24 protein-coding genes are annotated in these 25,234 nt (G+C 60.2%); 8 read left to right on the top strand and 16 right to left on the bottom strand.

Annotation, left to right across the window (positions count from 1 at the left end; translation table 11 throughout):
* Positions 1-51 precede the first annotated feature (51 nt).
* Both ACR6A7_RS19120 and ACR6A7_RS19115 read right to left on the bottom strand, forming a co-directional pair.
* Positions 52-936 (bottom strand): dihydrodipicolinate synthase family protein, encoded by an 885-nt coding sequence (locus ACR6A7_RS19120; protein ID WP_434126858.1) that lies wholly within the window; start codon positions 934-936, stop codon positions 52-54.
* Positions 937-946: 10 nt separating this feature from the next.
* The gene (locus ACR6A7_RS19115) at positions 947-2,095 is read right to left on the bottom strand and encodes an iron-containing alcohol dehydrogenase (protein ID WP_434126857.1); all 1,149 of its coding nucleotides are present in this window, start codon (positions 2,093-2,095) and stop codon (positions 947-949) included.
* Between the two features lie 189 nt (positions 2,096-2,284).
* Here ACR6A7_RS19115 and dtnK point away from each other — a divergent pair, with 189 nt between their 5' ends.
* Genes dtnK through ACR6A7_RS19100 form a run of 3 tightly spaced genes read left to right on the top strand, consistent with a single transcriptional unit; the run spans position 2,285 to position 5,285 of the window.
* A complete protein-coding gene (dtnK, locus tag ACR6A7_RS19110; protein ID WP_434126856.1) occupies positions 2,285-3,544 on the top strand; it encodes a D-threonate kinase in 1,260 nt (419 codons plus the stop codon).
* Entirely contained in the window at positions 3,537-4,517 is a 981-nt protein-coding gene (locus ACR6A7_RS19105; RefSeq protein WP_434126855.1) for a D-threonate 4-phosphate dehydrogenase, read from the top strand. Before dtnK ends, ACR6A7_RS19105 begins: the two co-directional genes overlap by 8 nt.
* Positions 4,518-4,523: 6 nt before the next feature.
* Positions 4,524-5,285, top strand: coding sequence for a DeoR/GlpR family DNA-binding transcription regulator (locus ACR6A7_RS19100; protein ID WP_434126854.1), 762 nt, complete (start codon positions 4,524-4,526; stop codon positions 5,283-5,285).
* 584 nt (positions 5,286-5,869) lie between these two features.
* Here the strand turns inward: ACR6A7_RS19100 and ACR6A7_RS19095 are convergent.
* The 4 genes from ACR6A7_RS19095 to ACR6A7_RS19080 form a co-directional block, all read right to left on the bottom strand.
* On the bottom strand, positions 5,870-7,162 hold the full coding sequence (locus ACR6A7_RS19095; RefSeq protein ID WP_434126853.1) for a glycoside hydrolase family 28 protein: 1,293 nt from the start codon (positions 7,160-7,162) through the stop codon (positions 5,870-5,872).
* A gap of 170 nt (positions 7,163-7,332) precedes the next feature.
* Entirely contained in the window at positions 7,333-8,142 is an 810-nt protein-coding gene (gene speD / locus ACR6A7_RS19090; RefSeq protein WP_434126852.1) for an adenosylmethionine decarboxylase, read from the bottom strand.
* Between the two features lie 14 nt (positions 8,143-8,156).
* Positions 8,157-9,026: a polyamine aminopropyltransferase gene (gene speE, locus ACR6A7_RS19085; protein WP_434126851.1), complete on the bottom strand. Its 870-nt coding sequence runs from the start codon at positions 9,024-9,026 to the stop codon at positions 8,157-8,159.
* Between the two features lie 107 nt (positions 9,027-9,133).
* Entirely contained in the window at positions 9,134-9,481 is a 348-nt protein-coding gene (locus ACR6A7_RS19080; RefSeq protein ID WP_033749537.1) for a YacC family pilotin-like protein, read from the bottom strand.
* A gap of 182 nt (positions 9,482-9,663) precedes the next feature.
* Between ACR6A7_RS19080 and cueO the strand changes: the two genes are divergently transcribed.
* Positions 9,664-11,250 carry a multicopper oxidase CueO gene (gene cueO / locus ACR6A7_RS19075; protein WP_434126850.1) on the top strand — a complete coding sequence of 529 codons (1,587 nt, stop codon included), beginning with the start codon at positions 9,664-9,666 and terminating at the stop codon, positions 11,248-11,250.
* Here cueO and ACR6A7_RS19070 read toward each other — a convergent pair whose 3' ends face one another.
* The gene (locus ACR6A7_RS19070) at positions 11,251-12,534 is read right to left on the bottom strand and encodes a cystathionine gamma-synthase family protein (protein WP_434126849.1); all 1,284 of its coding nucleotides are present in this window, start codon (positions 12,532-12,534) and stop codon (positions 11,251-11,253) included.
* 271 nt (positions 12,535-12,805) lie between these two features.
* Between ACR6A7_RS19070 and hpt the strand changes: the two genes are divergently transcribed.
* The 3 genes from hpt (at position 12,806) to ACR6A7_RS19055 (ending at position 15,256) form a co-directional block, all read left to right on the top strand.
* Positions 12,806-13,342 carry a hypoxanthine phosphoribosyltransferase gene (gene hpt, locus ACR6A7_RS19065; protein WP_434126848.1) on the top strand — a complete coding sequence of 179 codons (537 nt, stop codon included), beginning with the start codon at positions 12,806-12,808 and terminating at the stop codon, positions 13,340-13,342.
* Between the two features lie 223 nt (positions 13,343-13,565).
* Positions 13,566-14,489 (top strand): ABC transporter ATP-binding protein, encoded by a 924-nt coding sequence (locus tag ACR6A7_RS19060; protein ID WP_434126847.1) that lies wholly within the window; start codon positions 13,566-13,568, stop codon positions 14,487-14,489.
* Positions 14,486-15,256, top strand: a complete 771-nt coding sequence (locus tag ACR6A7_RS19055) for an ABC transporter permease (RefSeq protein ID WP_434126846.1) — start codon at positions 14,486-14,488, stop codon at positions 15,254-15,256. The genes ACR6A7_RS19060 and ACR6A7_RS19055 overlap by 4 nt, the downstream gene beginning before the upstream one ends.
* Positions 15,257-15,534: 278 nt before the next feature.
* Here the strand turns inward: ACR6A7_RS19055 and panD are convergent, their stop codons facing one another.
* From panD to thpR, 9 genes are all read right to left on the bottom strand, one after another.
* Positions 15,535-15,915 (bottom strand): aspartate 1-decarboxylase, encoded by a 381-nt coding sequence (gene panD / locus ACR6A7_RS19050; protein ID WP_434126844.1) that lies wholly within the window; start codon positions 15,913-15,915, stop codon positions 15,535-15,537.
* Positions 15,916-15,955: 40 nt separating this feature from the next.
* Entirely contained in the window at positions 15,956-16,810 is an 855-nt protein-coding gene (gene panC, locus ACR6A7_RS19045) for a pantoate--beta-alanine ligase (protein WP_434126842.1), read from the bottom strand.
* 15 nt (positions 16,811-16,825) lie between these two features.
* Positions 16,826-17,620, bottom strand: a complete 795-nt coding sequence (panB, locus tag ACR6A7_RS19040; protein WP_048783853.1) for a 3-methyl-2-oxobutanoate hydroxymethyltransferase — start codon at positions 17,618-17,620, stop codon at positions 16,826-16,828.
* A gap of 88 nt (positions 17,621-17,708) precedes the next feature.
* A complete protein-coding gene (folK, locus tag ACR6A7_RS19035) occupies positions 17,709-18,194 on the bottom strand; it encodes a 2-amino-4-hydroxy-6-hydroxymethyldihydropteridine diphosphokinase (protein ID WP_434126837.1) in 486 nt (161 codons plus the stop codon).
* Complete coding sequence (pcnB, locus tag ACR6A7_RS19030; RefSeq protein ID WP_434126865.1) at positions 18,191-19,612, bottom strand: polynucleotide adenylyltransferase PcnB; 1,422 nt, start codon at positions 19,610-19,612, stop codon at positions 18,191-18,193. Before pcnB ends, folK begins: the two co-directional genes overlap by 4 nt.
* Before the next feature lie 39 nt (positions 19,613-19,651).
* Positions 19,652-20,581 (bottom strand): tRNA glutamyl-Q(34) synthetase GluQRS, encoded by a 930-nt coding sequence (gene gluQRS / locus ACR6A7_RS19025; protein WP_434126835.1) that lies wholly within the window; start codon positions 20,579-20,581, stop codon positions 19,652-19,654.
* Positions 20,582-20,651: 70 nt separating this feature from the next.
* Positions 20,652-21,107, bottom strand: a complete 456-nt coding sequence (gene dksA / locus ACR6A7_RS19020; protein WP_033749555.1) for an RNA polymerase-binding protein DksA — start codon at positions 21,105-21,107, stop codon at positions 20,652-20,654.
* A gap of 286 nt (positions 21,108-21,393) precedes the next feature.
* The gene (sfsA, locus tag ACR6A7_RS19015; RefSeq protein ID WP_434126832.1) at positions 21,394-22,098 is read right to left on the bottom strand and encodes a DNA/RNA nuclease SfsA; all 705 of its coding nucleotides are present in this window, start codon (positions 22,096-22,098) and stop codon (positions 21,394-21,396) included.
* Between the two features lie 12 nt (positions 22,099-22,110).
* The gene (gene thpR / locus ACR6A7_RS19010) at positions 22,111-22,635 is read right to left on the bottom strand and encodes an RNA 2',3'-cyclic phosphodiesterase (protein WP_434126831.1); all 525 of its coding nucleotides are present in this window, start codon (positions 22,633-22,635) and stop codon (positions 22,111-22,113) included.
* Positions 22,636-22,671: 36 nt separating this feature from the next.
* Between thpR and hrpB the strand changes: the two genes are divergently transcribed.
* Positions 22,672-25,155 carry an ATP-dependent helicase HrpB gene (hrpB, locus tag ACR6A7_RS19005; protein ID WP_434126829.1) on the top strand — a complete coding sequence of 828 codons (2,484 nt, stop codon included), beginning with the start codon at positions 22,672-22,674 and terminating at the stop codon, positions 25,153-25,155.
* The last annotated feature ends 79 nt before the right edge of the window (positions 25,156-25,234 follow it).

Genomic DNA, 25,234 nt, shown 5'->3' with positions numbered 1-25,234 from the left:
CCAAGGGATAAGTCGAACAGGCAAGGGCAGCAACGGCTGCCCTGACGGTCATTACTTCAGGTACTGATTGACGACCTGACGAATCTTTTGCTCTTCATCGGCGCTGAATCGCACCGCGTAGCGGCTCTCGCCGACGTCATAGCCCAGCAGCGAAACCGCTTTCTTCACCGCTGCCGGCGAGAAGCCGATGCTGTAGAGATCGGTGCGCAGGCCGGTCACGTTCTCCTGTGCCGCGCGCGACCCCTCAATATCGCCTGCGTTGAAGCGCGCCCAGATGGCGTTGATCTCTTTTGGCGCGGCGTTGGCCAGGCCGGAGATACAGGCGGAGCAGCCGTCGACGAAGCCCTGATGGATTAGCGAGTCCGGCCCGTTAAGCACGTCGAAGTTATCAATACCTTCCGCCGCCTTAATAAAGCCGCTCAGGCTCTCATAGCTGCCCGCCGAGTCTTTGATGCCGATAATGTTGGGATGCGACGCCAGGGTACGTACGGTTTCCGGCTGCAGCGTGTTGCCGGTGCGCGCCGGGATGTTGTAGAGAAACAGCGGCACATCCAGCGCGTCAGCTACCGTTTGATAGTGGTAAATCAACTCGTCCTGCTTAAGCGGCACGAAGTAGGGCGTGATCACCGACACCGCCTCCACCCCGAGCTTCGCAATCTGTCTGCCGAGACGGATGGTTTCGCGCGTCGAAATCTCGCCGATATGGGCGACAACCGGCGCGCGGCCGTTCACCTCATCGACGCAGGTTTCGGTAACCGCGATCTTCTCCTGCTCGTTGAGCACAAAGAACTCGCCGTTGGTGCCGCCGCAGAAGATGCCGTTGCCCGCATCCAGCTGGCGTTTTACCTGCTCGCGCTGGGCTTCAGGGTTATAGGCGCCTTCCCGATCGAAACAGGTGACAATAGCGGTCAATACGCCGGTAATTTTCTGGCTCATACAATCCTCTTTATTCCTGATGTGAAGGGAAGAGCGTCAGGTAGACGTCGCGAACGTTATGCGCGCTGACGGCAGCGGGCACGTTCTTCATCAGACGCTGCACGTCGAGCGCCGCTTCCACTAAATAGGGCAGGTGATCCGGGCCGATGCCCAGCTCTTCAAGGCTGGCGGGCAGCTGCAAACGTTTAACCAGCGCGGTGAAGTAAGCCACCAGCGCGTGCGATTTGCTCTCGTTATCCAGCGAGGTATCTGCATCCGGCAGCAGATCGTAGGCCTGAGCGAATTTGTCCACTGCGGCTGGCCGCACAAAGGCCATGCAGGGCGCCAGCAAAATGGCGTTGGCAACGCCGTGCGGCAAGTGATATTTGCCGCCCAGCGGATAGGACATGGCGTGCACCAGATGCGTGCCTGCATGGGCGATCGCCGCGCCGCCGTAATAAGAGGCCCACAGCATATCCAGCCGCGCCTGCAGGTTATGCGGCTCGGCAACGGCGGTTTCGAGGCTGGCGAACAATTTTTTCATGCCGATCAGCGCGTAGTTGTCGCTTACCGGATTCGACACCGTGGCGGTGAAGCATTCAATCAGATGACAAAGCGCATCAATGCCGGTCGAAGAGGCGATATGCGGCGGCATGCTGGTGGTCAGCTCCGGCACCAGCGCCACGAAGTCGGGCAGCATCACCGGCGAGATAATGCCGACTTTGGTTTCACGCTCCGGGATCGCCAGGATGGCATTGGGCGTCGCCTCTGAGCCGGTGCCTGCAGTGGTCGGGATCAGCAGTGAGGTGGTGCGCGCGGTTGGCTTTTCACCCGCCAGCAGCCCCTCCAGCGACGGGGCGTTATCGACGCAAAGCACCGACAGCAGCTTAGCGACGTCGAGCACGCTGCCGCCGCCGACGCCGATCACCATATCCACGTCGCGCCCAGGCAGCGCCGCCAGCACGGCGGCAACGTCGTGCTGGCTCGGCTCCGGCGGCACGCTGTTAATCACGCTGACGCTGGCGATATGCTGTTTCAGCTGAGCGATAAGCGCCTGTACCGCCGGAATGGTTTCAATATTCTTGTCCGTCACCAGCAGCGCGCTGGCCTTTCCTTTCAGCAGATAGCTAATGTCGTTCAGCGCCTGAAAACCGCTAATTACCGTGCTGTTGATATTCATCTCATACCCTTATTACGACGAAGCTGGAGCAAATGATTAGGTTTGCTCATATTAGTGCGATATCTGTCACTTGCTGTGCCTAAATTTATAGGGCATATCGATTTCGATTAATTTGATCTTGCTCACATATAATCAATCATGATTGAATATAATCATTCACAGCGGCATACCGCCGAATCAGGAGAGAAGATGACGCAGAGGTCATGGAAAACGCCCGTGCTGGTGATAGCCGATGACTTTACCGGCGCGAACGACGCAGGCAGCGGACTGGCGCAGGCGGGCGCGCGCGTGCATGTCCTGTTCAGCAGCGAGACGCCGCTGGATAGTGCCGCCGCCGACGTCTGGGTGATCAGCACCGACAGCCGCGCCGTCAGCCCCGCAGAGGCGGCGGCACGTACTGAAGCGGTGGTGCGTCAACATCAGGCTTTTATCGCCCAGGGCTGGCTGTTTAAAAAGATCGACTCCACGCTGCGCGGCAATATCGGCGCCGAAGTGCATGCCGCGCTGGCCGCCAGCGGCAAAAAGCGGGCGCTGATCGTGCCTGCCGTACCACGGCTGGGCCGCGTCACGCGCCGCGGCGAGGTGCGCGTGAACCGGGTGCCGCTGACCGAGACCGAATACGCCAGCGATCCAAAAACGCCGGTGATCAGCGCGCGGGTATTAACGCAGCTCGGGATCGCGGGCGTCGAGATCGATCTTGCCGCGCTACGCAGCGATCGTTTTGCCGCGCTGCTGGCGGAGCAGCAGGGCGCGGTGGTGATCGATGCGGAAAGCGAAAGCGACATTGCGCTTATTCTGACTGCCGCCGCGCAGCTTGACGAAACTCCGCTGCTGGTTGGCGCCGCCGGACTGAGCGATGCGCTCGGCGCGCAGCTGGCGGAATACCACCCCGCGCCGGTGCTGGCCGTGATTGGCTCGATGAGCGCCAGCGCCCAGCAGCAGATCGCGCGGCTGGCGGCGCAGCGAGATATCGCACTGGTAGATATCGATATCCGCCAGCTGTTTGAACGCCCTTGCTGGCCGCATCGCGCGCAGTGGGCAGAGCAGGCGCTTGCCGCGCTGCGCAACGGCCAGCATGCGGTGATCCGCACCTGCCAGCATGCCGATCAGCGGCATGAGATCGACGCGCTGTGTCAACAGCAGCAGATTACGCGCCAGCAGCTTGGCGAGGCGATTTGCCAGTTTCTGGGCGAACTGACCCTGACCATCAGCCGCGCGCAGCGTCCGGCCGGACTCTATCTCTCCGGCGGCGATGTGGCGATTGCGGTCGCGCAGGCGCTGGGCGCCAGCGGTTTTCAGATTCAGGGCATCGTGGCGGGTTGCGTGCCGCACGGCGTCCTGCTTAACAGTGAATTTACCCTGCCGGTGATGACCAAAGCGGGCGGTTTTGGCGACGAAAACACCCTGGTAGCAGCCATTCGTTTTATCGAGGAGAAGTCGAGTGAGTAAAATTATTGCGGTGACCATGGGCGATCCGGCGGGCATCAGCCCAGAGATCATTATCAAAGCGCTGGCGGAAGGCGACCTTAACGGCGCGCCAGCGGTGGTGGTGGGGTGCGCGGCGACGCTGCGCCGCATCCTTGCGCTGAATATTACCCCGCAGGTCGAGCTGCGCGTGCTGGATAGCGTAAAAGAGGCGCGCTTTGCGCCAGGCATCGTCAACGTTATCGACGAGCCGCTGGCCGATCCGCAAGCGCTAAAGCCTGGCGTGGTGCAGAAGCAGGCGGGCGATCTTGCCTGGCGCTGCGTGAAACGCGCCACCGAACTGGCGCTGGCGGGCGATGTTCAGGCCATCGCCACCGCGCCGCTGAACAAAGAGGCGCTGCACTCGGCAGGTCATCTTTATCCCGGCCATACCGAGCTGCTGGCGCACCTGACCGACACCAAAGATTACGCGATGGTGCTCTATACCGATAAGCTAAAGGTCATTCACGTTACGACGCATATCGCGCTGCGCAAGTTTCTCGATACGCTGAACCAGACGCGTATCAAGACGGTGATCGGCATGGCAGACACCTTTCTGCGCCGCGTGGGCTTTGAGAAGCCGCGTATCGCGGTAGCGGGCGTCAATCCGCACGCTGGCGAAAACGGCCTGTTTGGCGATGAGGAGATCACCACTGTCGCGCCTGCGGTGAAGGCGATGAAAGAGCAGGGCATTGAGGTTTTCGGCCCCTGCCCGCCAGATACGGTGTTCCTGCAGTGTCAGGAAGGGCAGTATGACATGGTGGTGGCGATGTATCACGATCAGGGACATATCCCGCTGAAACTGCTTGGCTTTTACGACGGTGTCAATATCACTGCCGGCCTGCCGTTTATCCGCACCTCTGCGGACCACGGCACCGCTTTTGATATCGCATGGACAGGTAAAGCGAAGTCTGAGAGCATGGCGATCTCCATTAAACTCGCGATGCAGCTAGCATAGGGAAATATGAAGGGACAAAGTCGCCTTGACCAGATTATGGACTATCTGAAAAGCCATAATCTGGTGACTGTTGATCAGCTGGTGAGCGCCATTTCCGCCTCGCCAGCAACCATTCGACGTGATTTGATTAAGCTGGATAAAGAAGGGGTGATTAGCCGCAGCCACGGCGGCGTCACGCTGAACCGTTTTATTCCGGCGCAGCCCACCACGCTGGAGAAGATGCAGCGTAACCTGGCGGAGAAGCAGGCTATCGCCCATCACGCCGCCACCTTCGTACAGTCGGGTGATGCGGTCGTGCTGGACGCTGGCACGACCATGCTGGAGCTGGCGCGTCAGCTGACCCACTTGCCGCTGCGCGTCATTACCGCCGATCTGCATATCGCGCTGTTTCTCTCTGAATTCAAACAGATTGAAGTGACCATTATCGGCGGCCGCATCGACGACTCGAGCCAGTCTTGCGTCGGCGAACACGGACGACGCCTGCTGCGCAGTATCAATCCCGATATCGCCTTCGTCAGCTGCAACTCCTGGAGCCTGGAGCGGGGCATCACCACGCCTACAGAAGAGAAGGCCGGGCTGAAGCGCGATCTACTGGCGAATGCGCGCCGCCGTATTCTGCTGGCGGACAGCAGCAAGTATGGCTCCTGGTCGCTGTTCTGTGCCGCGCCGGTGGATGAGCTGACCGACGTGGTGACCGACAGCCGCTTAGACGACGATGTCTGCCGCACGCTGCGCGAGCGCGGCATTGCGCTGGTGCTGACGGATTAAGCCGATAGTTTCGGTGGCATGTCCTGCGTCCGTTTTTTCGTTTTAAACCACCGCAAAGCGCAGGGATGACGCGTGGTATTGGGTATGGGCAGGATTAAGTGATTTGCTGGCAAATGCGGTGCTGCTGTTTGTTACGAGCGTTCTCACCTCAGGCTTGATTATGAGTGTTTCTCAAAACCCTTTTTTTGCGTTGTTTTTTAACTTATTGAAAAGTAAGAGGTCGTTGCGCGGGCAAAATAAAAGGGTTAAAGCCGCGATACTGCGCTTTTTTGCTGGGATATGAGTAGGTTAGTTTGGTAAGGTAACAGTTCACTGCCGTACAGGCAGCTTAGAAAAACTCATACTCTTCAGGCTTGATTTTCCTCAATGTTCACTGCCGTACAGGCAGCTTAGAAATGAATCCGTCCGGTATGTCGTAGTCGGCTGGCGTTCACTGCCGTACAGGCAGCTTAGAAAGCGACTAGCATGGACAAGCGCCTGGCCGCCTTGTTCACTGCCCACTGCCTACAGCCCAACAGCCAGCAAACTTGCCCGAATTTTCATTAAGTTATCAGCAACGCAACAACAGCCCCCAATGCAGTTATCTAACGATGATAAACATCGTTCTCCGACAGCGTTATGGCCGGGGCATCCAGCGTTACCTGGTCGAAAACCAGTCTATTGACGCCAGCGATTTTGCCAAACTCCTGCGCCTGCAAACGAATCTCACTGAAGCAAAGGCCCTCAATCGGACGTTCAGCAGCACCCTCAATAAAGAACGCCCGCGAAAACGCAGCGGGGTGCGTAAGCGTGCTGCTGACATGGCTGATAGCGATATTGTCTACCTGCGTCAAACCCGCTTCGCCTTCCACGCCTTCAGTCAGCTTCCGCCAGTGTGGTGGCCAGTCTGGATCGACAGAGTGCTCGCCGTAGCTGTACTGCGGGAACCAATTCAGCTGCAACATGAAAGGGTAGCAAACATCCTCCAGCGTCAGATGGCGAACGGTCACGTTTTTGATCCAGCCGCCGCGATTGCGGGCCGATTTGATACGAAATCCCACGCCGGTGCCGGAAAAATGGTTGTGCTCAATCAGGACATTTTCAATCCCGCCGGAGGTCTCGCTGCCGAGCGTAATGCCTGAGCCTTTCAGCAGCGTACAGTTGCGGATAGCGATGTCGCATGCCGTCCTCGCCAGCTGCTGTGCTTCCTTGCCGCGCCCGGCTTTAACGCAGATATTGTCGTCATTGCAGGAAACCGTACACTTCTCCACGCGCACCTGCTGACTGGAATCGATATCAATACCGTCTGTGCTCGGGCCCGTTGAGTTGTGTACATTGAGTCCCTGCAAATAAACCTGCTGTGAATAACAAACGTGAATATTCCAGAAGCCAGACTCACGCGATGTAAATTCCTCCAGCGTGACGTTCTCACTCTCATACACCAGCAGGTTGCGTGGCCGTTCGCAGTCATAATCTACCACCCAGCGCAGGCCGCGCTGGCTATAGTCCGCCAGCATGCCGCTGCTTTCATCGTCGCCCCAAAATTTGCGCCACCAGACCGCTCCCTGGCCATCAATCGTACCGCTTCCGCTAACGGTGACATTTTGGCAGTGATTGACGTTAAGCAGCGCCGCAGGCCAGACCATATCAATGCCCGCGACGCGCGTTGTAATTTTGGCATAGTCCTCCAGCCGTTCGCTGCCAAGCAGCACGGCACCCTCTGCCAGTTGTAGCGTCAGGTTGCTTTTCAAAAACAGTGAGCCGCTCAGAAAGCGGCCAGCGGGGATCAGCACGGTGTCGCCAGCAGAGGCGTGGTCAATTGCGCGCTGTATTGCCTGAGTGGACAGGGTGGTGGCGTCCGGGACGGCATTAAAATCTATTATATTTAACGTTGCCATTTGTCTGCCTGTAGTAGTCAATGAGGATGAAAATAGAGAGCCGAAAATAGCACCCTCACTCAGGAAGTTTATTGTTTGCGATCAGGCAAATTCCGCTGTCGCTATTTTGGCAGGTAGAAGTGTGAAAGGGCGCGCACCCGTAAAATAGCCCGGAGGTGCGCGCATAATAATTACAGGGTTTTTAATCCCACCGCCGGAATATTGCGGCCGTAGTAAATCTCGCGCATCTCTTTCCACAGCAGGTCGGTAATACGCTTATGTTCCGCCGGGCTGAGATCTTCAGGACGGGTATTGAAGAGGTAGTGCTTCAGGTCAAATTCTTTCAGCAACATCTTGGTGTGAAAGATGTTTTCCTGATAAACGTTCACATCCACCATGTCATACATCGCCTTCATATCTTCTGACATAAAGTTCTGGATGGAATTAATTTCATGGTCGATAAAGTGTTTCACGCCATTCACGTCGCGGGTAAAACCGCGCACGCGATAGTCGACGGTCACGATATCAGATTCTAGCTGGTGGATCAGGTAGTTCAGCGCCTTCAGCGGGGAAATCACGCCGCAGGTTGAGACTTCGATATCCGCGCGGAAGGTGCACAGGCCGCCTTCAGGATGGCTTTCTGGATAGGTGTGCACGCAGATATGGCTCTTATCCAGATGCGCCACAACGGAATTAGGCAGCGGGCCGGGATGTTCCGAATTGTCGATGTCCTTTGGATCGATCGGCTCTTCGCTCACCAGGATGGTAACGCTGGCGCCCTGAGGTTCATAATCCTGGCGCGCGATATTCAGCACGTTGGCGCCGATGATCGAGCAGGTTTCCGTCAGAATCTCGGTCAGACGAGTGGCATTGTACTGCTCGTCGATATAGGCGATGTAGCCATCGCGTTCGGCTTCAGTATTCGCATAACAAATATCGTAAATACAAAAACTCAGGCTTTTGGTCAGGTTGTTGAAGCCATGCAGTTTAAGCTTTTGCAATTTGGTTCACCTCCTTATAAAGGCTGTTCAGCAGACAGGGCGGTCAGCAGGTACTGCGGCAGTGCGAAACTACCCGCATGGATAGCTGAATTATAGTAGCGGCACGCCAGTCCAGCCGCCGCGAAACGCGCCTGCAGCGTAGCGAGATCGAGCTGCCGCAGCGCCGAATTATCACTCGCCCAGGCGAAGGTCATAATGCCGCCATAGTAGGTCGGAATCGCTGCCTGATAAAAAGTGACGTCGGCGAAATAGTGGCTCAGTTTACGATGGCTGTTGATTGCCTCTTCCTGCTGCAGAAAGCAAACGCCGTTCTGCGCCACGAAAATCCCGCCGGGATTGAGAGCGTTTTTACAGCCTGCGTAAAATTCCGAGGTGAACAGGCTTTCGCCCGGACCGACAGGATCGGTGCAGTCGGAGATAATCACGTCGAATTTTTCCTGCGTCTGGTTGACGAAGTTTACGCCGTCGTCGATGACCAGATTGAGACGCGGATCGTTATAGGCGCCCTGGCTATGGTTGGGAAGATATTGCTGACAGAAGGTGACAACGCCAGCGTCAATCTCCACCATCGTGATGCTTTCCAGCTGCTGATGACGCGCGACCTCGCGCAGCATCGCGCCGTCGCCGCCGCCGATGATCAGCACGCGCTTCGCCGCGCCGTGCGCCAGCAGCGGTACGTGCGTCATCATTTCGTGATAGATGAATTCGTCGCGCTCGGTGGTTTGCACCACGCCGTCCAGCGCCATTACGCGGCCCATCTGCGCGTTTTCGAAGATGATCAAATCCTGATGCGCGGTTTTTTCCCGGTACAGCTCTTTGTCGACCGTGAAATATTGTCCGAAACCGGCATGAAGGGTTTCATACCACATTTCTTTTTGCGCCATGGTGGGCTCCTCTCTGATGACTTCGCCATGAAAAAGAGCGACACATCATAACCAGGAGTGACCGTGCATGCACGGTCGAATGATCGGCAAAGAGGCGGGCTTACGGCTTATTTAACGTAGGCGAGCAGGCTGAGGGAATCACGCGCCAGCGACTTACACTTCTTGTCGTTAGTAATGGCGATGCCGCTCAGATCTTTATAGCTCGCTTCGCCAAGCGCCTTCATATTGTAGGCGGCGTAATTACTCAAATCCCAGCGGTTCTGCTGGGCGAAAAACACCAGAGCTTTGCGGATTTGCGCATCAGGCAGATCCTGATAGCCGCAATCATTTTTCAGATAAACGAATACCGCGGTGAGATCGGCCAGATCTTCTGCTTCGGATTCGCTCAGCGCGAAACTGGTGGAGGAGAAGCCAAGGAGTCCTGACAGTAACAGGATCTTGATGCTTTTCTTCATAGTGGTTCTCATTCATTAATCATTCATGTGACGATAGCACAGTGCCTGGCAGGATTCCGATTATTTTGCCGCTGGACGCTGGCTTAAGCACTTTTTTCAGGCGTTTCCGCCATCAAGCGCTTGACCCTCCCTCAGGGGAAGGGTTTAGGCTGTGGTTCCCTTATCACACGGATGAATAAGCTATGCATCGTCGACACTTTCTTAAGCTGACCGCCGCGCTGAGCGCAGCCGGCGCGCTGCCGCTCTGGAGCCGATCTCTGATGGCGGCCAGCCGTCCGCTGCTGCCGGTTCCATCACGACTGGAGGCGGATCCGCGCGGCCAGATCCAGATCACCGCCATGACTGGCACCAGCCAGTGGCAGGGCAAGAGTGTGCCGACGTGGGGCTATAACGGCGCGCTGCTGGGGCCTGCCATCGTGCTGCGCCGCGGCAAACCGACCACGGTCAATATTGTTAACCGGCTGCCGGAAGCGACCACGCTGCACTGGCACGGCCTGGCGATCCCTGGCGACGTCGACGGCGGGCCGATGGCGCGCATCGAGCCTGGCGCGGCGCGGCAGGTGAGCTTTACGCCGGATCAGCCCGCCGCCACCTGCTGGTTCCATCCGCACCTGCATGGCAAAACTGGCCACCAGGTGGCGCAAGGGCTGGCAGGCCTGATCCTGCTGCAGGACGAGGAGACCGACAAACTGCGTCTGCCGTCGCAGTGGGGCTCGGACGATGTGCCGCTGATTTTTCAGGACAAGCGGCTCACCCAGGATGGCAGCCGCATCGACTATCAGCTCGACATCATGAGCGCCGCGGTAGGCTGGTTCGGCGATATGATGCTGACCAACGGCGTCCAGTATCCGCAGCAGGCGGTGCCGCGCGGCTGGCTGCGCCTGCGCCTGCTGAACGGCTGCAACGCGCGCTCGCTGCATATCGCCGCCAGCGATAACCGACCGCTCTATGTTATCGGCAGCGACGGCGGCCTGCTGGCGGAGCCGGTAAAGGTTGCGTCCCTGCCGCTGCTGCCGGGCGAGCGCTTCGAGGTGATGGTCGATACCTCCGATGGCAAAAGCTTCGATATCGTTACCCTGCCGGTTGAGCAGATGGGCATGACGCTGGCGCCGTTCGACCAGCCGCTGCCGCTGGTGCAGATCCTGCCGCTGCGCGTAATGGCGAGCGCGACGCTGCCGGATAACCTGGTGCAGCTGCCGCCGGTGCCCTCGGCGGAAGGCGCTAACGCGCGCTGGCTGCAGCTGATGATGGATCCGCAGCTCGATCAGCAAGGCATGGCGGCGCTGATGCAGCGTTACGGCGATAAAGCGATGGGCAAGGCGGGCGGGCATCACGCCATGCCGTCAGGCGGCGAGGCGATGAAGATGGATGGCCATGATATGGCGATGCATGACGCCCACGGCGGCGCAGCCCAGGGCTACGACTTCCACAGCGGCAATAAGATCAACGGTCAGGCTTTTAATATGGCGAAGCCGATGTTTAACGTGACGCCCGGCCAGCTGGAAAAATGGACCATCTCCGGCGAAGGCGACAAGATGCTGCATCCTTTCCATATTCACGGCACGCAATTCCGCATTCTCTCAGAAAACGGCAAGCCGCCTGCGCCGCATCGCCAGGGCTGGAAAGATATGGTCAATGTCGACGGCTGGCGCAGCGAAGTGCTGGTGCGCTTTGACCATCGCGCCGCCGCCGAACACGCCTATATGGCGCACTGTCATCTGCTGGAGCATGAAGACACCGGCATGATGCTGGGCTTCAGCGTCGGCTGATCAGGCCTTCTCGAGCGCCAGGCGAATGTCTTCCACCAGATCGCCGGCGTTCTCAATGCCGATAGAGAGACGGATAGTGGCGTCGCTGATGCCGATGCGCTGCCTGACCGCCTCGGGCACGCCGGAATGGGTGGTGCTGCCGGGATGGCTGGCAAGCGATTCGGTGCCGCCCAGGCTCACCGCCTGCTTAAACAGCGCCAGCGCGTTCAGGAAGCGGAACGCGGCGGGCTGTCCGCCGACAATATCAAACGAAAAGGTCGAACCGGCGCCGCTGCACTGCTGGCGGAAGGTGCGGCCTTCGGCGCTGTGCTCGTCGAGGTAGGGCAGCCACTGTAGCTTCGCCACCTTCTCATGGTCGCGCAAAAAGGCGGCCACCGCCTCGGCGTTCTGCCAGGCCTTCTCCATTCGTAGCGACAGCGTCTCCAGTGAACGGCCGATCATCCAGCTGGAGTGCGGATCGAGCTGGGTGCCGATGGCGCTGCGCAGCGAGCGTATCTGCGTAATCAGCGCTTTGCTGCCCATCGCCGCCCCGGCGATCAGATCGGAATGGCCGCCGACATATTTGGTCAGCGAGTAGAGCGAGATATCGGCGCCGAAGTTCAGCGGACGCTGAAACAGCGGGCCGAGCAGCGTATTGTCGCAGGCCACCACCGGACGCGATCCCTGCTGCTGGCCGATCTCGTCGGCGATGCGCGCGATTAGCGCGATGTCCACTAGGCTGTTGGTGGGGTTGGCGGGCGTCTCGATCAGGATCAGCGCGACGCGCCCCATGCTCAACGCCTTCTGCGCGGCGGCGCGCACTTTCTCCTCGTCGGTGCCGTCGCTGAAGCCGACCGGCTCGATATTCAGGTTGTGCAGCGTTTTGCTCAGCAGCGTTTCGGTGCCGCCGTAAAGCGGCTGCGAATGGAGGATCACATCGCCCGGGCGCGCAAAGGTCAGCAGGGTAGTGGAGATGGCTGACATGCCTGAGGAGAAGAGGGCGCAGCTCTCCGCTTCCTCATAAATCGCCAGGCGATCTTCGACAATTTCGCTGTTGGGGTGGTTAAAGCGCGAATAGATCAGGCCGCCGCTTTTGCCTTCCGGCGGCTGGCGTCGTCCGGATACGTAATCGAAGAAGTCTCGCCCCTCTTCGGCGCTGTTGAAAACAAAGGTCGAGGTCAGAAACACCGGCGGTTTGACCGCGCCTTCCGACAGGCGCGGATCGTAGCCATAGTTCAGCATCTGGGTTTCAGGGTGCAGCTTGCGCTCGCCAATATGGGTTTTTTTACTGGAGCTGTGGGACATGGGATCTCCTGCTCAGGGCAGAGGTAAGGTAACGATATGTTGGACATAAGCTAACATGCAGCGGAATGTTCTGGTAAAGGCCGGTAAGTTCTAAGTTTATATCATCCAGGCACGATGAGGCTGGCAACGCCATAGCGCGGCATCTCGCCGCGTCTGGCAAGCTGTGATACTCTCCTGCAAATCGCTACCCGCTCAGGTCTGAGCGGGTTCTCTCTGTTCATCCGCGGCTGAGGATGGACGATCCCTTTAAAATCAACGAGAAGTACAGGTTTTGAAACATACTGTTGAAGTGATGATTTCCCAGGAGGCGATCGCAACGCGCATTGCCGAACTGGGTAAAGAGATTTCCGAGCGCTATCGCGACAGCGGCAGCGAGATGGTGCTGGTCGGGCTGCTGCGCGGCTCCTTTATGTTTATGGCCGATCTCTGCCGCGCCGTCGAGGTGCCACACGAAGTCGACTTTATGACCGCCTCCAGCTACGGCAGCGGCATGTCCAGCTCGCGCGACGTGAAAATCCTTAAGGATCTCGATGAAGATATTCGCGGCAAAGATGTGCTGATTGTCGAAGATATCATCGACTCCGGCAACACGCTGAGCAAGGTGCGCGAGATCCTGCGCCTGCGCGAGCCGAAGTCCCTCGCCATCTGCACGCTGCTGGATAAGCCCGAGCGCCGCGAAGTGGAGGTGACGGTGGAATATGTCGGCTTCGCCATTCCTGACGAGTTCGTGGTCGGCTTCGGCATCGACTACGCCCAGCGCTATCGTCATCTGCCCTATATCGGCAAAGTGGTGCCGCTCGAATCCTGAGCCTGACCGCACAATCTTCCAAGGCTGACCGCGTCAGCCTGGTGTAGGCTGTGCTCCGGTTCGGGAGTTCAGCCCACACCTCCGCAAAAAAATGCCCATCCAGGAAGATTTTACGCTCAGGGTGGCTCATCATAAGTAGCAACGTTGCGGCGACATCGCGTCAGCCTGCGGCTCGCTATGTCTGTCGCGACACACCGACATTAAAACAGGATATGGATTCGGAATGACTTATGCACTGGAACTTTCCCGGCTGACCAAGACCTATTCCGGCGGCGTGCAGGCGCTGAAAGGGATCGATCTTAACGTCGAAGCCGGCGATTTTTATGCGCTGCTGGGGCCGAACGGCGCGGGCAAATCGACCACCATTGGGATTATCAGTTCGCTGGTGAACAAATCGGGCGGCAGCGTGCGCGTGTTCGGCTACGACCTGGAGAAAGAGGTGGTCAACGCCAAACGCCAGCTCGGCCTGGTGCCGCAGGAGTTTAACTTCAACCCGTTCGAGACCGTGCAGCAGATTGTGGTGAACCAGGCGGGCTACTACGGCGTTGAGCGCCGCGACGCGCAGCAGCGCGCAGAGAAATATCTGACGCAGCTCGATCTCTGGGGCAAGCGCAACGAGCGCGCGCGGATGCTTTCCGGCGGCATGAAGCGTCGCCTGATGATCGCCCGCGCGCTGATGCATGAGCCGAAGCTGCTGATCCTCGACGAACCGACGGCGGGCGTCGATATCGAGCTGCGCCGCTCGATGTGGACCTTCCTGAAAGAGCTGAACGAAAAAGGCACCACCATTATTTTAACCACGCACTATCTGGAAGAGGCGGAGATGCTGTGCCGCAACATCGGCATTATTCAGAGCGGCGAGCTGGTGGAGAACACCTCTATGAAGGGGCTGCTGGCCAAGCTGCAGTCGGAAACTTTTATTCTCGATCTCGCGCCGGGCAGCGCGCTGCCGACGCTGGAAGGGTTCCAGTATCGTCTGGTGGACGCCTCGACGCTGGAGGTCGAAGTGATGCGCGAGCAGGGGCTGAACAGCGTGTTCAGCCAGCTTAGCACGCAGGGCGTTCAGGTCCTGAGCATGCGTAACAAGGCGAACCGCCTGGAAGAGCTGTTTGTCAGCCTGGTGCAGGGCAAAGGAGTGAAAGCATGACACATTTGTACTGGGTAGCGCTGAAGAGTATCTGGGCTAAAGAGATTAACCGTTTCGCGCGCATCTGGATCCAGACGCTGGTGCCGCCGGTGATCACCATGACGCTCTATTTTATTATTTTCGGCAACCTGATCGGCTCGCGCATCGGCGATATGCACGGCTTCAGCTATATGCAGTTTATCGTGCCGGGCCTGATTATGATGGCGGTGATTACTAACGCCTACGCCAACGTCGCCTCGTCGTTCTTCAGCGCCAAATTTCAGCGCAATATTGAAGAGCTGCTGGTGGCGCCGGTGCCGACGCACATTATTATCGCCGGCTATGTCGGCGGCGGCGTGGCGCGCGGTCTCTGCGTCGGGGTGCTGGTCACGGCGATTTCGCTGTTTTTCGTGCCGTTCCACGTCCACTCCTGGACAATGGTGGCGGTGACGCTGCTGCTGACGGCGATCCTCTTTTCGCTGGCTGGCCTGCTTAACGCCGTATTTGCGCGCACCTTCGACGATATCAGCCTGATCCCGACCTTTGTGCTGACGCCGCTGACCTATCTGGGCGGGGTGTTCTATTCGCTGACGCTGCTGCCGCCGTTCTGGCAGGCGGTGTCGAAGCTGAATCCAATTGTCTACATGATCAGCGGCTTCCGCTTCGGCTTCCTCGGCATCAACGATGTGCCGCTGGTGTTCACCCTGTCGGTTCTGATCGCCTTTATCCTGGTGTTTTATATTCTGGTCTACACGCTGATTCAGCGTGGACGCGGCCTGCGCACCTGATAAAAAAGCAGCCTGATGGCTGCTTAAGATGAGAAGCGAGAGCTGGCGCAGGTAACAGGGCCCGATCGCAAAGTCGCTCAAGGCATCCCTGCTCGCTCGGCCCGCGCGGACACGCACCTCATCCCTGAGGTGCGCCCGTTACCGGGCCAACGCGCTGCGTTGTTCAAAAACGCTCCCGGCGTTTTTGTCCCTGGGCGGGACGCTTTGCTCTCCGGTCCCTGTTACCCACGCTTTAGCATCAGAGTTGACTGCTGCCGCCCACGTCAGCACCTTGCCCCTCAGGCGACCTGCACCGGCAGCGCCTTCGCCAGACGCTTCATCTCGTTGTCGCCGTCGAAATAGGCGACCTTCGGCTGCCACTGGCGCGCTTCCGCATCCTCGACCTGCACGTAAGAGCAGATAATCAGGATATCCCCTTCGCAGGCGCAGCGGGCCGCCGCGCCGTTGACGGAAATAATCTTCGAACCGCGTTCGGCGGCAATCGCGTAGGTGGAAAAGCGCTGGCCGTTAGTGACGTTATAGATATCGATGGCTTCATACTGCAGGATGCCGGAGGCGTCGAGGAAATCCTGATCGATGGCGCAGGAACCTTCATAGTGCAAATCCGCCTGAGTCACCTTCACGCGGTGCAGCTTGCCTTGTAAAACGGTACGTATCATAACCAGAAGACCTTGTTGTTCTGCCTGAAAACGACCCCGCCTACTGCGTGAGGTCGACCTGTTGATTATCAATAAGACGCGCTTTGCCCAGCCATGCCGCCATCAGGATCACTGCGCAACGGCTCTCGACCGTCAGCGGCTCCAGCGTATCGGCGTCGCAAATGGCCAGTCCGTCCGGGCGCAATCCTTTCTCGCTAAGCGCCGCCTCGGCGGCTTCGATAATCTCTTCGATATGGCGTTCGCCGTTGGCAAGGCGCGCCGCCATGCCGTTCATCACCTGCGCCAGCGCAGGTGCGAGCTGACGCTCGTCGTCGGTGAGATAGCCGTTGCGCGAGCTGAGTGCCAGGCCATCTTTGGCGCGCACCGTCGGCACGCCGAGAATCTCAATATCGAAGCCCATATCCGCCACCATTTTGCGAATAATCGCCAGCTGCTGAAAATCCTTCTCGCCGAAACAAGCGATATCGGGCTGCACCAGATTAAACAGCTTGCTGACAATAGTCGCGACGCCGCGAAAATGGCCGGGGCGGCTTGCGCCCTCCAGCAGCGACGACAGCACCGGCACCTCGACAAAGGTCTGGTTTGCCAGCCCGTGCGGGTAAACCTCCGCAGGCGCGGGCGCGAAGACCACATCGACGCTGCGGCGATTGAGCTTCTCGCAGTCCTCCTGCAGCGTGCGCGGGTAGCGCGCCAGATCGTCGGCGCGATCGAACTGCATCGGATTGACGAAAATCGATACCACGACAATATCGCCGCGCTCGCGCGCCTCATCCACCAGCGTTAAATGGCCGTCATGCAGATTGCCCATGGTCGGCACCAGCGCGATGCGTTTTCCTGCCTGCCGCCAGCGACGAATTTCACGGCGCAGCATCGGCAGCGTTTCTATGATCAGCACGGTAAAGCTCCTGAATTACTGGAAACTGTGTTCAGCCGCAGGATAGGTTCCCGCTTCAACTTCGGCGATATAGTGACGGATAGCGGCGCGAATGTCGCCCGCCTCAGCGAGAAAGTTCTTCGCAAATTTCGGGATATGGCCGCCGGTAATGCCGAAGGCGTCATGCATCACCAGAATCTGGCCGTCGGTGACGTTGCCCGCGCCGATGCCGATAACCGGAATCGTCAGCGCCTGGGTGATGCGCTGCGCCAGCGAAACCGGCACGCACTCCAGCACCATCAGCTGCGCGCCCGCGGCTTCCAGCGCCAGCGCGTCGGCCAGCAGCCGCTCGGCAGCCGCCTCGTCGCGGCCCTGCACCTTATAGCCGCCGAAGATATTCACCGACTGCGGCGTCAGGCCGAGATGGCCGCACACCGGCACCGCGCGCTCGGTCAGCATGCGCACCGTCTCCGCCAGCCAGGCGCCGCCCTCCAGCTTCACCATATTGGCGCCGGCGCGCATCAGCTGCGCGGCGCTGTCGAAGGTTTGCTGCGGCGTGGCGTAGCTCATAAAGGGCAGGTCGGCCATCACCAGCGCCTGCGGCGCGCCGCGACGCACGGCGGCGGTGTGATAGGCGATATCGGCGACGGTGACCGGCAGCGTCGACTCATGACCCTGAACCGTCATGCCGAGCGAATCGCCGATCAGCATCACCTGGATGCCTTCGTCAGCGAACAGGCGGGCAAAGCTGAAATCGTAGGCGGTCAGGGTGGCGAACTTACGTCCGCTCGCTTTCCACTGACGCAGATGAGAAATAGTGGTGGGTTTCATTGCGCTCTCAACTCAGGTATTTCAGATGGGCGCAGTGTACTGGATAGCGCGAGAGAGCGGAATCTCCCGCGTATCAATCTGTGCGGCGTCAGCCGTGCCAGAGGCGAATAGCGCTGGCGTCGAGGGGAGCCAGCAGATCGCGCAGCGGGCGGCCGTCCGGCAGCGTTGCGCCGGGCGCGATCTCCAGCAGCGGCACCAGCATAAAGGCGCGGTTGTGCATATCGTAGTGCGGCACGATCAGACGCGGCGTGCTGAGGCGCTGCTGGCCGAAAAGCAGGATATCGATATCGAGCGTGCGCGGCCCCCAGCGTTCCGCTTTGCGCACGCGGCCGTGCTCATGCTCGATACGCTGGGTATGATCGAGCAGCGCTTCTGGCGCAAGAGTGGTCTCCAGCGCCACCGCCGCATTCAGGTAGTCGGGCTGATCCGGCGGACCGTAAGGCGGCGTGCGGTAAAGAGAGGAGGTGGCGACGCGCGCCGTCTCCGGCAGCGCGTCGAGCGCCCGCAGCGCCGCGTCGACCTGTTGCAGCGGATCGGCAAGGTTGCTGCCGAGCGCCAGGTAGACGCGTGTCACGACGCGTTTTGACCGTCGCGGCGCGGGGCGGCCGGGCGGCGGCGCGGACGACGCGTTTTGCGGCGCGGCGTCGGGTCGTCGCCCAGCGTATTGAGCATGGTTTTCTGCTGCGTCGGCGCGGCGGCCTGGAATTCGCCCCACCAGTGGCTGAGGCGGATCAGTTCCGGGTTGTTCTCGACCTCGGCGCGCAGCGCCAGCAGATCGTAGGCGGCGCGGAACTTCGGATGCTCCATCAGCTTCCAGGCGCGTTTGCCGTGACGGCGCGACATGCGCAGCTGCAGCTGCCAGATATCGCGGATCAGCGTGGTGATGCGTTTCGGGATCGCCAGCGCGCGGCAGGCTTCATCCAGCGTATCGTTCATTGCCATCGCGAAGGCGTCGAAATAGGTCAGGCCGCTCTCCTGCGCAATGCGCTGCGCCGCTTCGAGCTGCGGATACCAGAACATTGCTGCAAACAGGAAGGCTGGATTGACGCGCATATCGTTGTGGATGCGGTTGTCGGTGTTTTTCAGCACCTGCGCCACCATCCGCTCCATATTGCTGTCGCCCTCTTCGGTGAAGTTGCGCGTGATGGTAGGGAACAGCGGCTGGAACAGCTGAAATTCGCGCAGCTTGATATAGGTGCTATAGCCGTAGCCCGCCTGCAGCAGTTTTAGCGCCTCTTCAAACAGGCGCGCCGGCGGGATATCGCGCAGCAGCGTGGCGAGACGCGGGATCGGTTCGGCGGTTTCCGCCGCAATGGTCATATTGAGTTTGGCAGCGAAGCGCACCACGCGCAGCATGCGTACCGGATCTTCGCGGTAACGCGTCTCGGGATCGCCAATCAGGCGAATGATGCCCTGCTGCAAATCCTGCAGACCGCCAACATAGTCGCGTACGGTAAAGTCGGCGACGTTGTAATAGAGGCTGTTGATCGTCAGATCGCGGCGCTGCGCATCATCTTCGATGCTGCCGAAAATATTGTCGCGCAGCAGCATGCCGCTCTGGGCGCGCTGCGACTGGTTGCGATCCTCCTGGACATCGTCATCGGCCTGATGATGGCCGCGGAAGGTCGCGACTTCGATCACTTCAGGGCCGAACATGACGTGCGCCAGACGGAAGCGACGCCCGACCAGACGGCAGTTGCGGAACAGCTTGCGCATCTGCTCTGGCGTGGCGTTGGTGGTGATATCGAAGTCCTTGGGCTTTTTACCCAGCAGCAGGTCGCGAACGCCACCGCCCACCAGATAGGATTCATAGCCTGCTTTGTTCAGGCGATAGAGTACCTTGAGGGCATTTTCGCTAATGTCTTTGCGCGAGATGTTATGGCTCTCACGAGCGATAATGGTCATCTGATGACGCTCAGTTTCAACCTCGACAGGCGCCTCCTCATCACGCATGAGGACTTTCCGGCAAAAATTAGCAACTCGGGTAAAAATGGGACACCTCGACAGCGACGTAAAGTGGTGTAAATAAAATCAGCGGCTAATCATAGCCTGTTGCGAATCATTTAGGAATGGTGTTGTCGGCTCTGCCGGTTTCAGGGCGTTCTCCCGCGGTATCAAAGCGATATTCCACTGCGAGAGGGCACTTTCCAGCAGTTTCTCCTGGGTTTCATCCTGCCAGCCTGCCGAAACGGGCTGTCCAAGAAAGCGCAGCGCCTGTACCAGCAGCGGTCGCGGATCGCCCGCGGGCAGGGAGGGCGCATGATTTTGCTTCGACAGTTTATTGCCGTCAGGGCTAATCGCCAGCGGCAAATGCAGGTATTCAGGCACCGGCCAGCCGAACTGCTGATACAACGCGATTTGACGCACCGTCGGCGCGATCAAATCCGCACCGCGCACGATCTCCGTTACCCCCTGAAAATGGTCGTCGACCACGACCGCAAGGTTATAGGCGAACAGGCCGTCGCGCCGATGGATAATAAAATCTTCCTGCGCCAGGCGCGCATCCACCGCTAAATGTCCATGCAGCCGATCGTCGAAGCTAAAAACCGGCGCGTGCTGACGCAGGCGCAGCGCGGCGTTTTCCGGCCCCAGCTGGCGATCGCGGCAGTGGCCGTCATAGAATCCGCCGATCTGCTGGATGCGGCGACGCGTGCAGGTGCAGTAGTAGCTCTGGCGATGCGCCTGCAGCCAGGCCAGCGCCTCGCGATAGGCGTCATGACGCTGCGACTGCCACAAGACGTCACCGTCCCAGTGCAGGCCGTAGTGCTCCAGCTGATGCAAAATGCGCGTGGCGGCGCCGGGAACTTCGCGCGGCGGATCGATATCTTCGATGCGCACCAGCCAGCGGCCGTTTTGCGCGCGTGCGCTCAGATAGCTGCCAAGGGCAGCAATCAGCGAGCCAAAATGAAGGTCGCCGGAAGGCGAGGGGGCGAAACGCCCAATGCAGGGATGCGTAGACACTGGCTTTAAAAGTCACCGCACAGCGGCACAACAAGGTGCTTTTCCGCAGTGCGGTGAATCAGGCGAGGCGTTAGCCAGCCATCTGTTTTTCGCGGATTTCTGCCAGCGTCTTGCAGTCGATGCAAAGATCGGCGGTCGGACGCGCTTCCAGACGGCGAATACCGATCTCTACGCCGCAGGATTCGCAGTAGCCGAAGTCGTCATCTTCGACTTTTTTCAGCGTCTTCTCGATCTTCTTGATCAGCTTACGCTCGCGGTCGCGGTTACGCAGTTCAAGGCTGAATTCCTCTTCCTGCGCGGCACGGTCAACCGGATCCGGGAAGTTCGCCGCTTCGTCCTGCATATGCGAGACGGTGCGATCGACTTCATCACGCAGCTGATTGCGCCAGGCTTCCAGAATCTTGCGAAAATGTTGCAGCTGGGCTTCGTTCATATACTCTTCGCCCGGCTTCTCCTGGTATGGCTCCACCCCAGCGATGGCGAGAATACTCAGGGACGATGTTTTACGGTTTTGCCCTTCTTGCATGTTGTTTCTCCTGGATAACACGCACTATACCTTTTGTGGTTCAGCGCCAGCGATTAGGCGTCAGGCGGATGAGTGTAGTCAGTGGACTACATTTTGCCTGGCGGATTTCGCCGCACTGCCGCAAATGGGTACATCGATCCCCCTACGGGGAAAAACAGGCCGCTATAAATAACAGAAGCAGTCAAGGTTGGCAATTATTGATGATCGCACCTTGACAAGCCTGTGAGGAACAGCGTATTTAGCGCCTCGCGTTAACCATTCATACCACAACAATTTGCAAAAGATATTACAAGGTTACGGCAACCGGCTTTTTCAGAAACAGGCCTGCCGGTGATAAATCCGCGCGAAACGCCAAAATCTCTACGCCGTCCTGCTGCGCCTGGACCAGTTGGTCTGCGTAACGTGCGTCAATGTGACGCGCGGGGGAGACGTCCTCAATCCCCGAGTGCAGAACCGCAAACAGCAAAACAGCCCGGTGGCCGGCAGCCGCGACGGCGCTTAGCTCGCGCAGGTGCTTCTGGCCTCGGACCGTCACCGCATCCGGAAAATAGCCTTTTCCTTGATGTAAAAGGGTCACGGACTTGACTTCAATATAGCAGTTGCGTCTGCCGCCTGCCTGAAGCAGGAAATCGATTCGGCTCTTTTCCTCGCCATACCTGACTTCAGCCTGGCAGCGCTCATAGCCCGCCAGCTCCGGAATCGCAGCGGCGAGCAGCGCCTCTTTTACCAGCTGATTGGCGCGCAGGGTATTAACGCAGATCCAGTTGCCCTGCTGCGTTTCGGTCAGCTCCCAGCTGTGCGGGTATTTGCGCGTCAGGCTGTCGGAGGTGGAGTACCACACCGTATCGCCCGGCGTGGCGCAGCCGGTCATCGCGCCGGTATTGGCGCAGTGAATCGTCAGGGTTTCGCCTTCCGGCGTCACCACGTCGGCGAGGAAACGCTTATAGCGGGCAATGAGCCGGGCGGACTTTAACGGTGGTGAAAACAGCATAGCGCTCCAGAGTCAGGTCAGGGGCCAGCTCGCCAGCGCCTGATAGCGCGTGCGGCCTCGCGCGTAGTGCGAGGAAAACAGCGAGAAATGGTCGACGCGAAAGCGCCAGTGAAAGTCGCGCGGCGGCAGCGCGATGCGCGAGGCGGCGTCGCGCAGCAGCGTGACGTGCGGATGAAACGGCTGGGCGCTCTGGGCGCAGCCGTGGCGCGCCGCCTGGGCGCGTAGCAGATCGGCCAGCTGAAGCAGGCCGCGCGGCGGCCGCCGGCAGCCGATCCATACCACGCCCGGACGCGGCCAGTGGCCGGCGTCGTCGAGATCGATATCGAAGGCGGGCTGCTGAATGCGCGCCGCCAGCTGTTGCAGCTTCTGCGCGGTCTCGCTTTTTACCTCGCCGAGAAAGGCGAGCGTCAGGTGCAGATTGGCCGCAACAATGGGGCGGCCAGCGTCGTCGGCAAAGCAATCGGCACGCCAGCGCACCAGCTGCTGCTGCAGCGCGTCAGGCAGGCCGATGCCAAAAAACAGGCGTTGCGTCTCCATGGCGGTCTCCGGCAATCCTCGCGGATGAGTGCTACAATGCGCGCCATCTTAACACAGGCTGAACGGGAGTTTGCCGTGAGTGATTTACCGGTCAGCGCCGTGCTGCCCGACCTGCTTCAGGCGCTCGACGCCGCGCCGCAAATCCTGCTGGCGGCCCCCACCGGCGCGGGCAAATCGACCTGGCTGCCGCTGCAGCTGCTGCGGCAGGCGAACCTGCCAGGCCGCATTATTATGCTGGAGCCGCGTCGGCTGGCGGCGCGCAACGTGGCGCAGCGCCTGGCGGAGCAGCTCGGCGAGCAGCCCGGCGGCACCGTCGGCTTTCGCATGCGAGGCGAGAGCTGCATCGGGCCGACTACCCGGCTGGAGGTGGTGACGGAAGGCATCCTGACGCGCATGCTGCAGCGCGATCCCGAGCTGAGCGGCGTGTCGCTGGTGATCCTCGACGAATTCCACGAGCGCAGCCTGCAGGCGGATCTGGCGCTGGCGCTGCTGCTCGACGTGCAGCAGGGGCTGAGGGACGATCTGAAAATCCTGCTGATGTCGGCGACGCTGGACAACGCGCGCCTCTCGGCACTGCTGCCCGACGCGCCGCTGATTGTCTCCGAAGGGCGCAGCTATCCCGTGACGCGCCGCTTCGCCTCGCTCAGCGCCACGCTGCGCTTTGAAGAGGCGGTAGCGCGCGAAACGGCGCAGCTGCTGCGCGAAGAGAGCGGCTCGCTGCTGCTGTTTCTGCCCGGCGTGGCAGAAATTAAGCGCGTAGAGCGTGAGCTGGCGTCGCGCGTCGCGGACGACGTCGATTTGACGCCGCTTTATGGCGCGCTGCCGCTGGCGGCGCAGCGCCGCGCTATCCTGCCCGCGCCGCCTGGCCGCCGCAAAGTGGTGCTCGCCACCAATATTGCTGAAACCAGCCTGACTATCGAAGGGATCCGGCTGGTGGTGGACAGCGCGCTGGAGCGCGCCGCGCAGTTCGACGCGCGCAGCGGCGTCACGCGGCTGCTGACCCAGCGCGTCAGCCAGGCGTCGATGACGCAGCGCGCCGGCCGCGCCGGGCGTCTGATGCCCGGCATCTGCCTGCATCTGATCCCCGAAGAGCAGGCGTCGCGCGCCGCCGCGCAGAGCGAGGCGGAAATGATGCACAGCGATCTTGCCGCGCTGTGGATCGAATTGCTGCAGTGGGGCTGCCAGCAGCCGGATCAGCTGACCTGGCTCGATGCGCCGCCGGAAAAACACCTGCGCGCGGCGCGCGCGCTGCTGACCCGACTTGGCGCGCTGGACGAAAGCGGCAAGCTGAGCGCGACGGGACGCCGCATGGCGCAGCTCGGCGGCGATCCGCGCCTCAGCGCCGTGCTCTGCGCCGCCGGGCAAACGCCTGACGCAGCCGCCAGCGCCGCGCTGCTGGTGGCGATTCTGGAGGATCCGCCGCGCAGCGGCTCGCCCGATCTGCGTGACGCGCTGCATCGCCCGCAGCCGCAGTGGCAGCGGCGCGCAAAGCAGTGGCAGACGCGGCTTGGCGTCAGCGGCGGTCGCGTCGATGAAGATCGCTTTCCCGCGCTGCTGGCGGCGGGCTTCAGCGACCGACTGGCGCGGCGGCGCGACAATGGCGGCCGCTATCAGCTCGCCAACGGGCTGGGCGCGATGCTCGATACGCAAGAGGGGCTGAACCGCTACGAATGGCTGATCGCACCCGCCTTGCTGCAGGGCAGCGCGGCACCGGACGCGCGCATGCTGCTGGCGCTGCCGATCGATATCGATGCGCTGCGCCAGGCGCGGCCGGAGCTGGTCGAGGTGCGCGCCGAAGTCGAGTGGGACGAAGAGAAGGGCACGCTGCGCGCGCTGCGCCGCGAGCAGATTGGCGCGCTGGTGCTGAAGGCGCAGCCGATGGCGCGCCCGGAACCCGAGGTGCTGCACGCCGCAATATTGCGCTGGGTGGCGCAAAAAGGCCTGGGTGTGCTGGGCTGGAGCGAGGCGGCGCAGCAGCTGCGCGTGCGGCTGCAGTGCGCGGCGCAGTGGCTGCCGGAGGAGCCGTGGCCCGCCGTGGACGACGAATCGCTGCTGGCGTCGCTCGACCGCTGGCTGCTGCCGGAGATGGGCGCGGTGCGCGATCTAAAATCGCTGCAGGCGGTCAACCTTGTTAGCGCGCTATTACATTTGCTCACATGGTCGCAACGCCAGCGGCTGGATAGTGCGCTGCCAACTCATTACACTGTGCCGACCGGCAGCCGGCTGCCCATTCGCTATCATGCCGATAAGCCGCCCGCGCTGGCGGTGCGCATTCAGGAGATGTTCGGCGAGGCGAGCAATCCCGCCGTGGCGGAAGGGCGCGTGCCGCTGGTGCTGGAGCTGTTGTCGCCTGCGCAGCGGCCGTTGCAGATTACCCGCGACCTGGCCGCCTTCTGGCGCGGCGCCTGGCCGGAGGTGCAGAAAGAGATGAAAGGGCGCTATCCCCGCCATCCTTGGCCCGACGATCCGGCCAGCGCGCTGCCTACCAGGCGCACCAAAAAATATTCCCCGCAGGGTTGAGCCCGCTGGATCGATTTCAGAGGGTTCCGCCATGCGGAAAAGGTAAAAGTCGCTAGAGTATCGGCGCAGCCAACGTAAT

Source organism: Pantoea phyllosphaerae (genome assembly GCF_051025595.1).
Taxonomy (GTDB): domain Bacteria; phylum Pseudomonadota; class Gammaproteobacteria; order Enterobacterales; family Enterobacteriaceae; genus Pantoea.
The sequence above is the reverse complement of the archived record's forward strand: the minus strand, read 5'-3'. Positions and strand labels throughout refer to the sequence as shown.

Excerpts from the sequence above, each read along its gene's own strand:
- thpR (WP_434126831.1), bottom strand. The coding sequence starts at position 22,635 with ATGGAGACGCAACGCCTGTTTTTTGGCATCGGCCTGCCTGACGCGCTG.
- panD (WP_434126844.1), bottom strand. The coding sequence starts at position 15,915 with ATGATACGTACCGTTTTACAAGGCAAGCTGCACCGCGTGAAGGTGACT.
- hrpB (WP_434126829.1), top strand. The coding sequence starts at position 22,672 with ATGCGCGCCATCTTAACACAGGCTGAACGGGAGTTTGCCGTGAGTGAT.
- ACR6A7_RS19115 (WP_434126857.1), bottom strand. The coding sequence starts at position 2,095 with ATGAATATCAACAGCACGGTAATTAGCGGTTTTCAGGCGCTGAACGAC.
- ACR6A7_RS19060 (WP_434126847.1), top strand. The coding sequence starts at position 13,566 with ATGACTTATGCACTGGAACTTTCCCGGCTGACCAAGACCTATTCCGGC.
- ACR6A7_RS19120 (WP_434126858.1), bottom strand. The coding sequence starts at position 936 with ATGAGCCAGAAAATTACCGGCGTATTGACCGCTATTGTCACCTGTTTC.
- ACR6A7_RS19055 (WP_434126846.1), top strand. The coding sequence starts at position 14,486 with ATGACACATTTGTACTGGGTAGCGCTGAAGAGTATCTGGGCTAAAGAG.
- ACR6A7_RS19095 (WP_434126853.1), bottom strand. The coding sequence starts at position 7,162 with ATGGCAACGTTAAATATAATAGATTTTAATGCCGTCCCGGACGCCACC.
- dksA (WP_033749555.1), bottom strand. The coding sequence starts at position 21,107 with ATGCAAGAAGGGCAAAACCGTAAAACATCGTCCCTGAGTATTCTCGCC.
- sfsA (WP_434126832.1), bottom strand. The coding sequence starts at position 22,098 with ATGCTGTTTTCACCACCGTTAAAGTCCGCCCGGCTCATTGCCCGCTAT.
- cueO (WP_434126850.1), top strand. The coding sequence starts at position 9,664 with ATGCATCGTCGACACTTTCTTAAGCTGACCGCCGCGCTGAGCGCAGCC.
- ACR6A7_RS19100 (WP_434126854.1), top strand. The coding sequence starts at position 4,524 with ATGAAGGGACAAAGTCGCCTTGACCAGATTATGGACTATCTGAAAAGC.
- panB (WP_048783853.1), bottom strand. The coding sequence starts at position 17,620 with ATGAAACCCACCACTATTTCTCATCTGCGTCAGTGGAAAGCGAGCGGA.
- dtnK (WP_434126856.1), top strand. The coding sequence starts at position 2,285 with ATGACGCAGAGGTCATGGAAAACGCCCGTGCTGGTGATAGCCGATGAC.
- speE (WP_434126851.1), bottom strand. The coding sequence starts at position 9,026 with ATGGCGCAAAAAGAAATGTGGTATGAAACCCTTCATGCCGGTTTCGGA.
- ACR6A7_RS19080 (WP_033749537.1), bottom strand. The coding sequence starts at position 9,481 with ATGAAGAAAAGCATCAAGATCCTGTTACTGTCAGGACTCCTTGGCTTC.
- ACR6A7_RS19070 (WP_434126849.1), bottom strand. The coding sequence starts at position 12,534 with ATGTCCCACAGCTCCAGTAAAAAAACCCATATTGGCGAGCGCAAGCTG.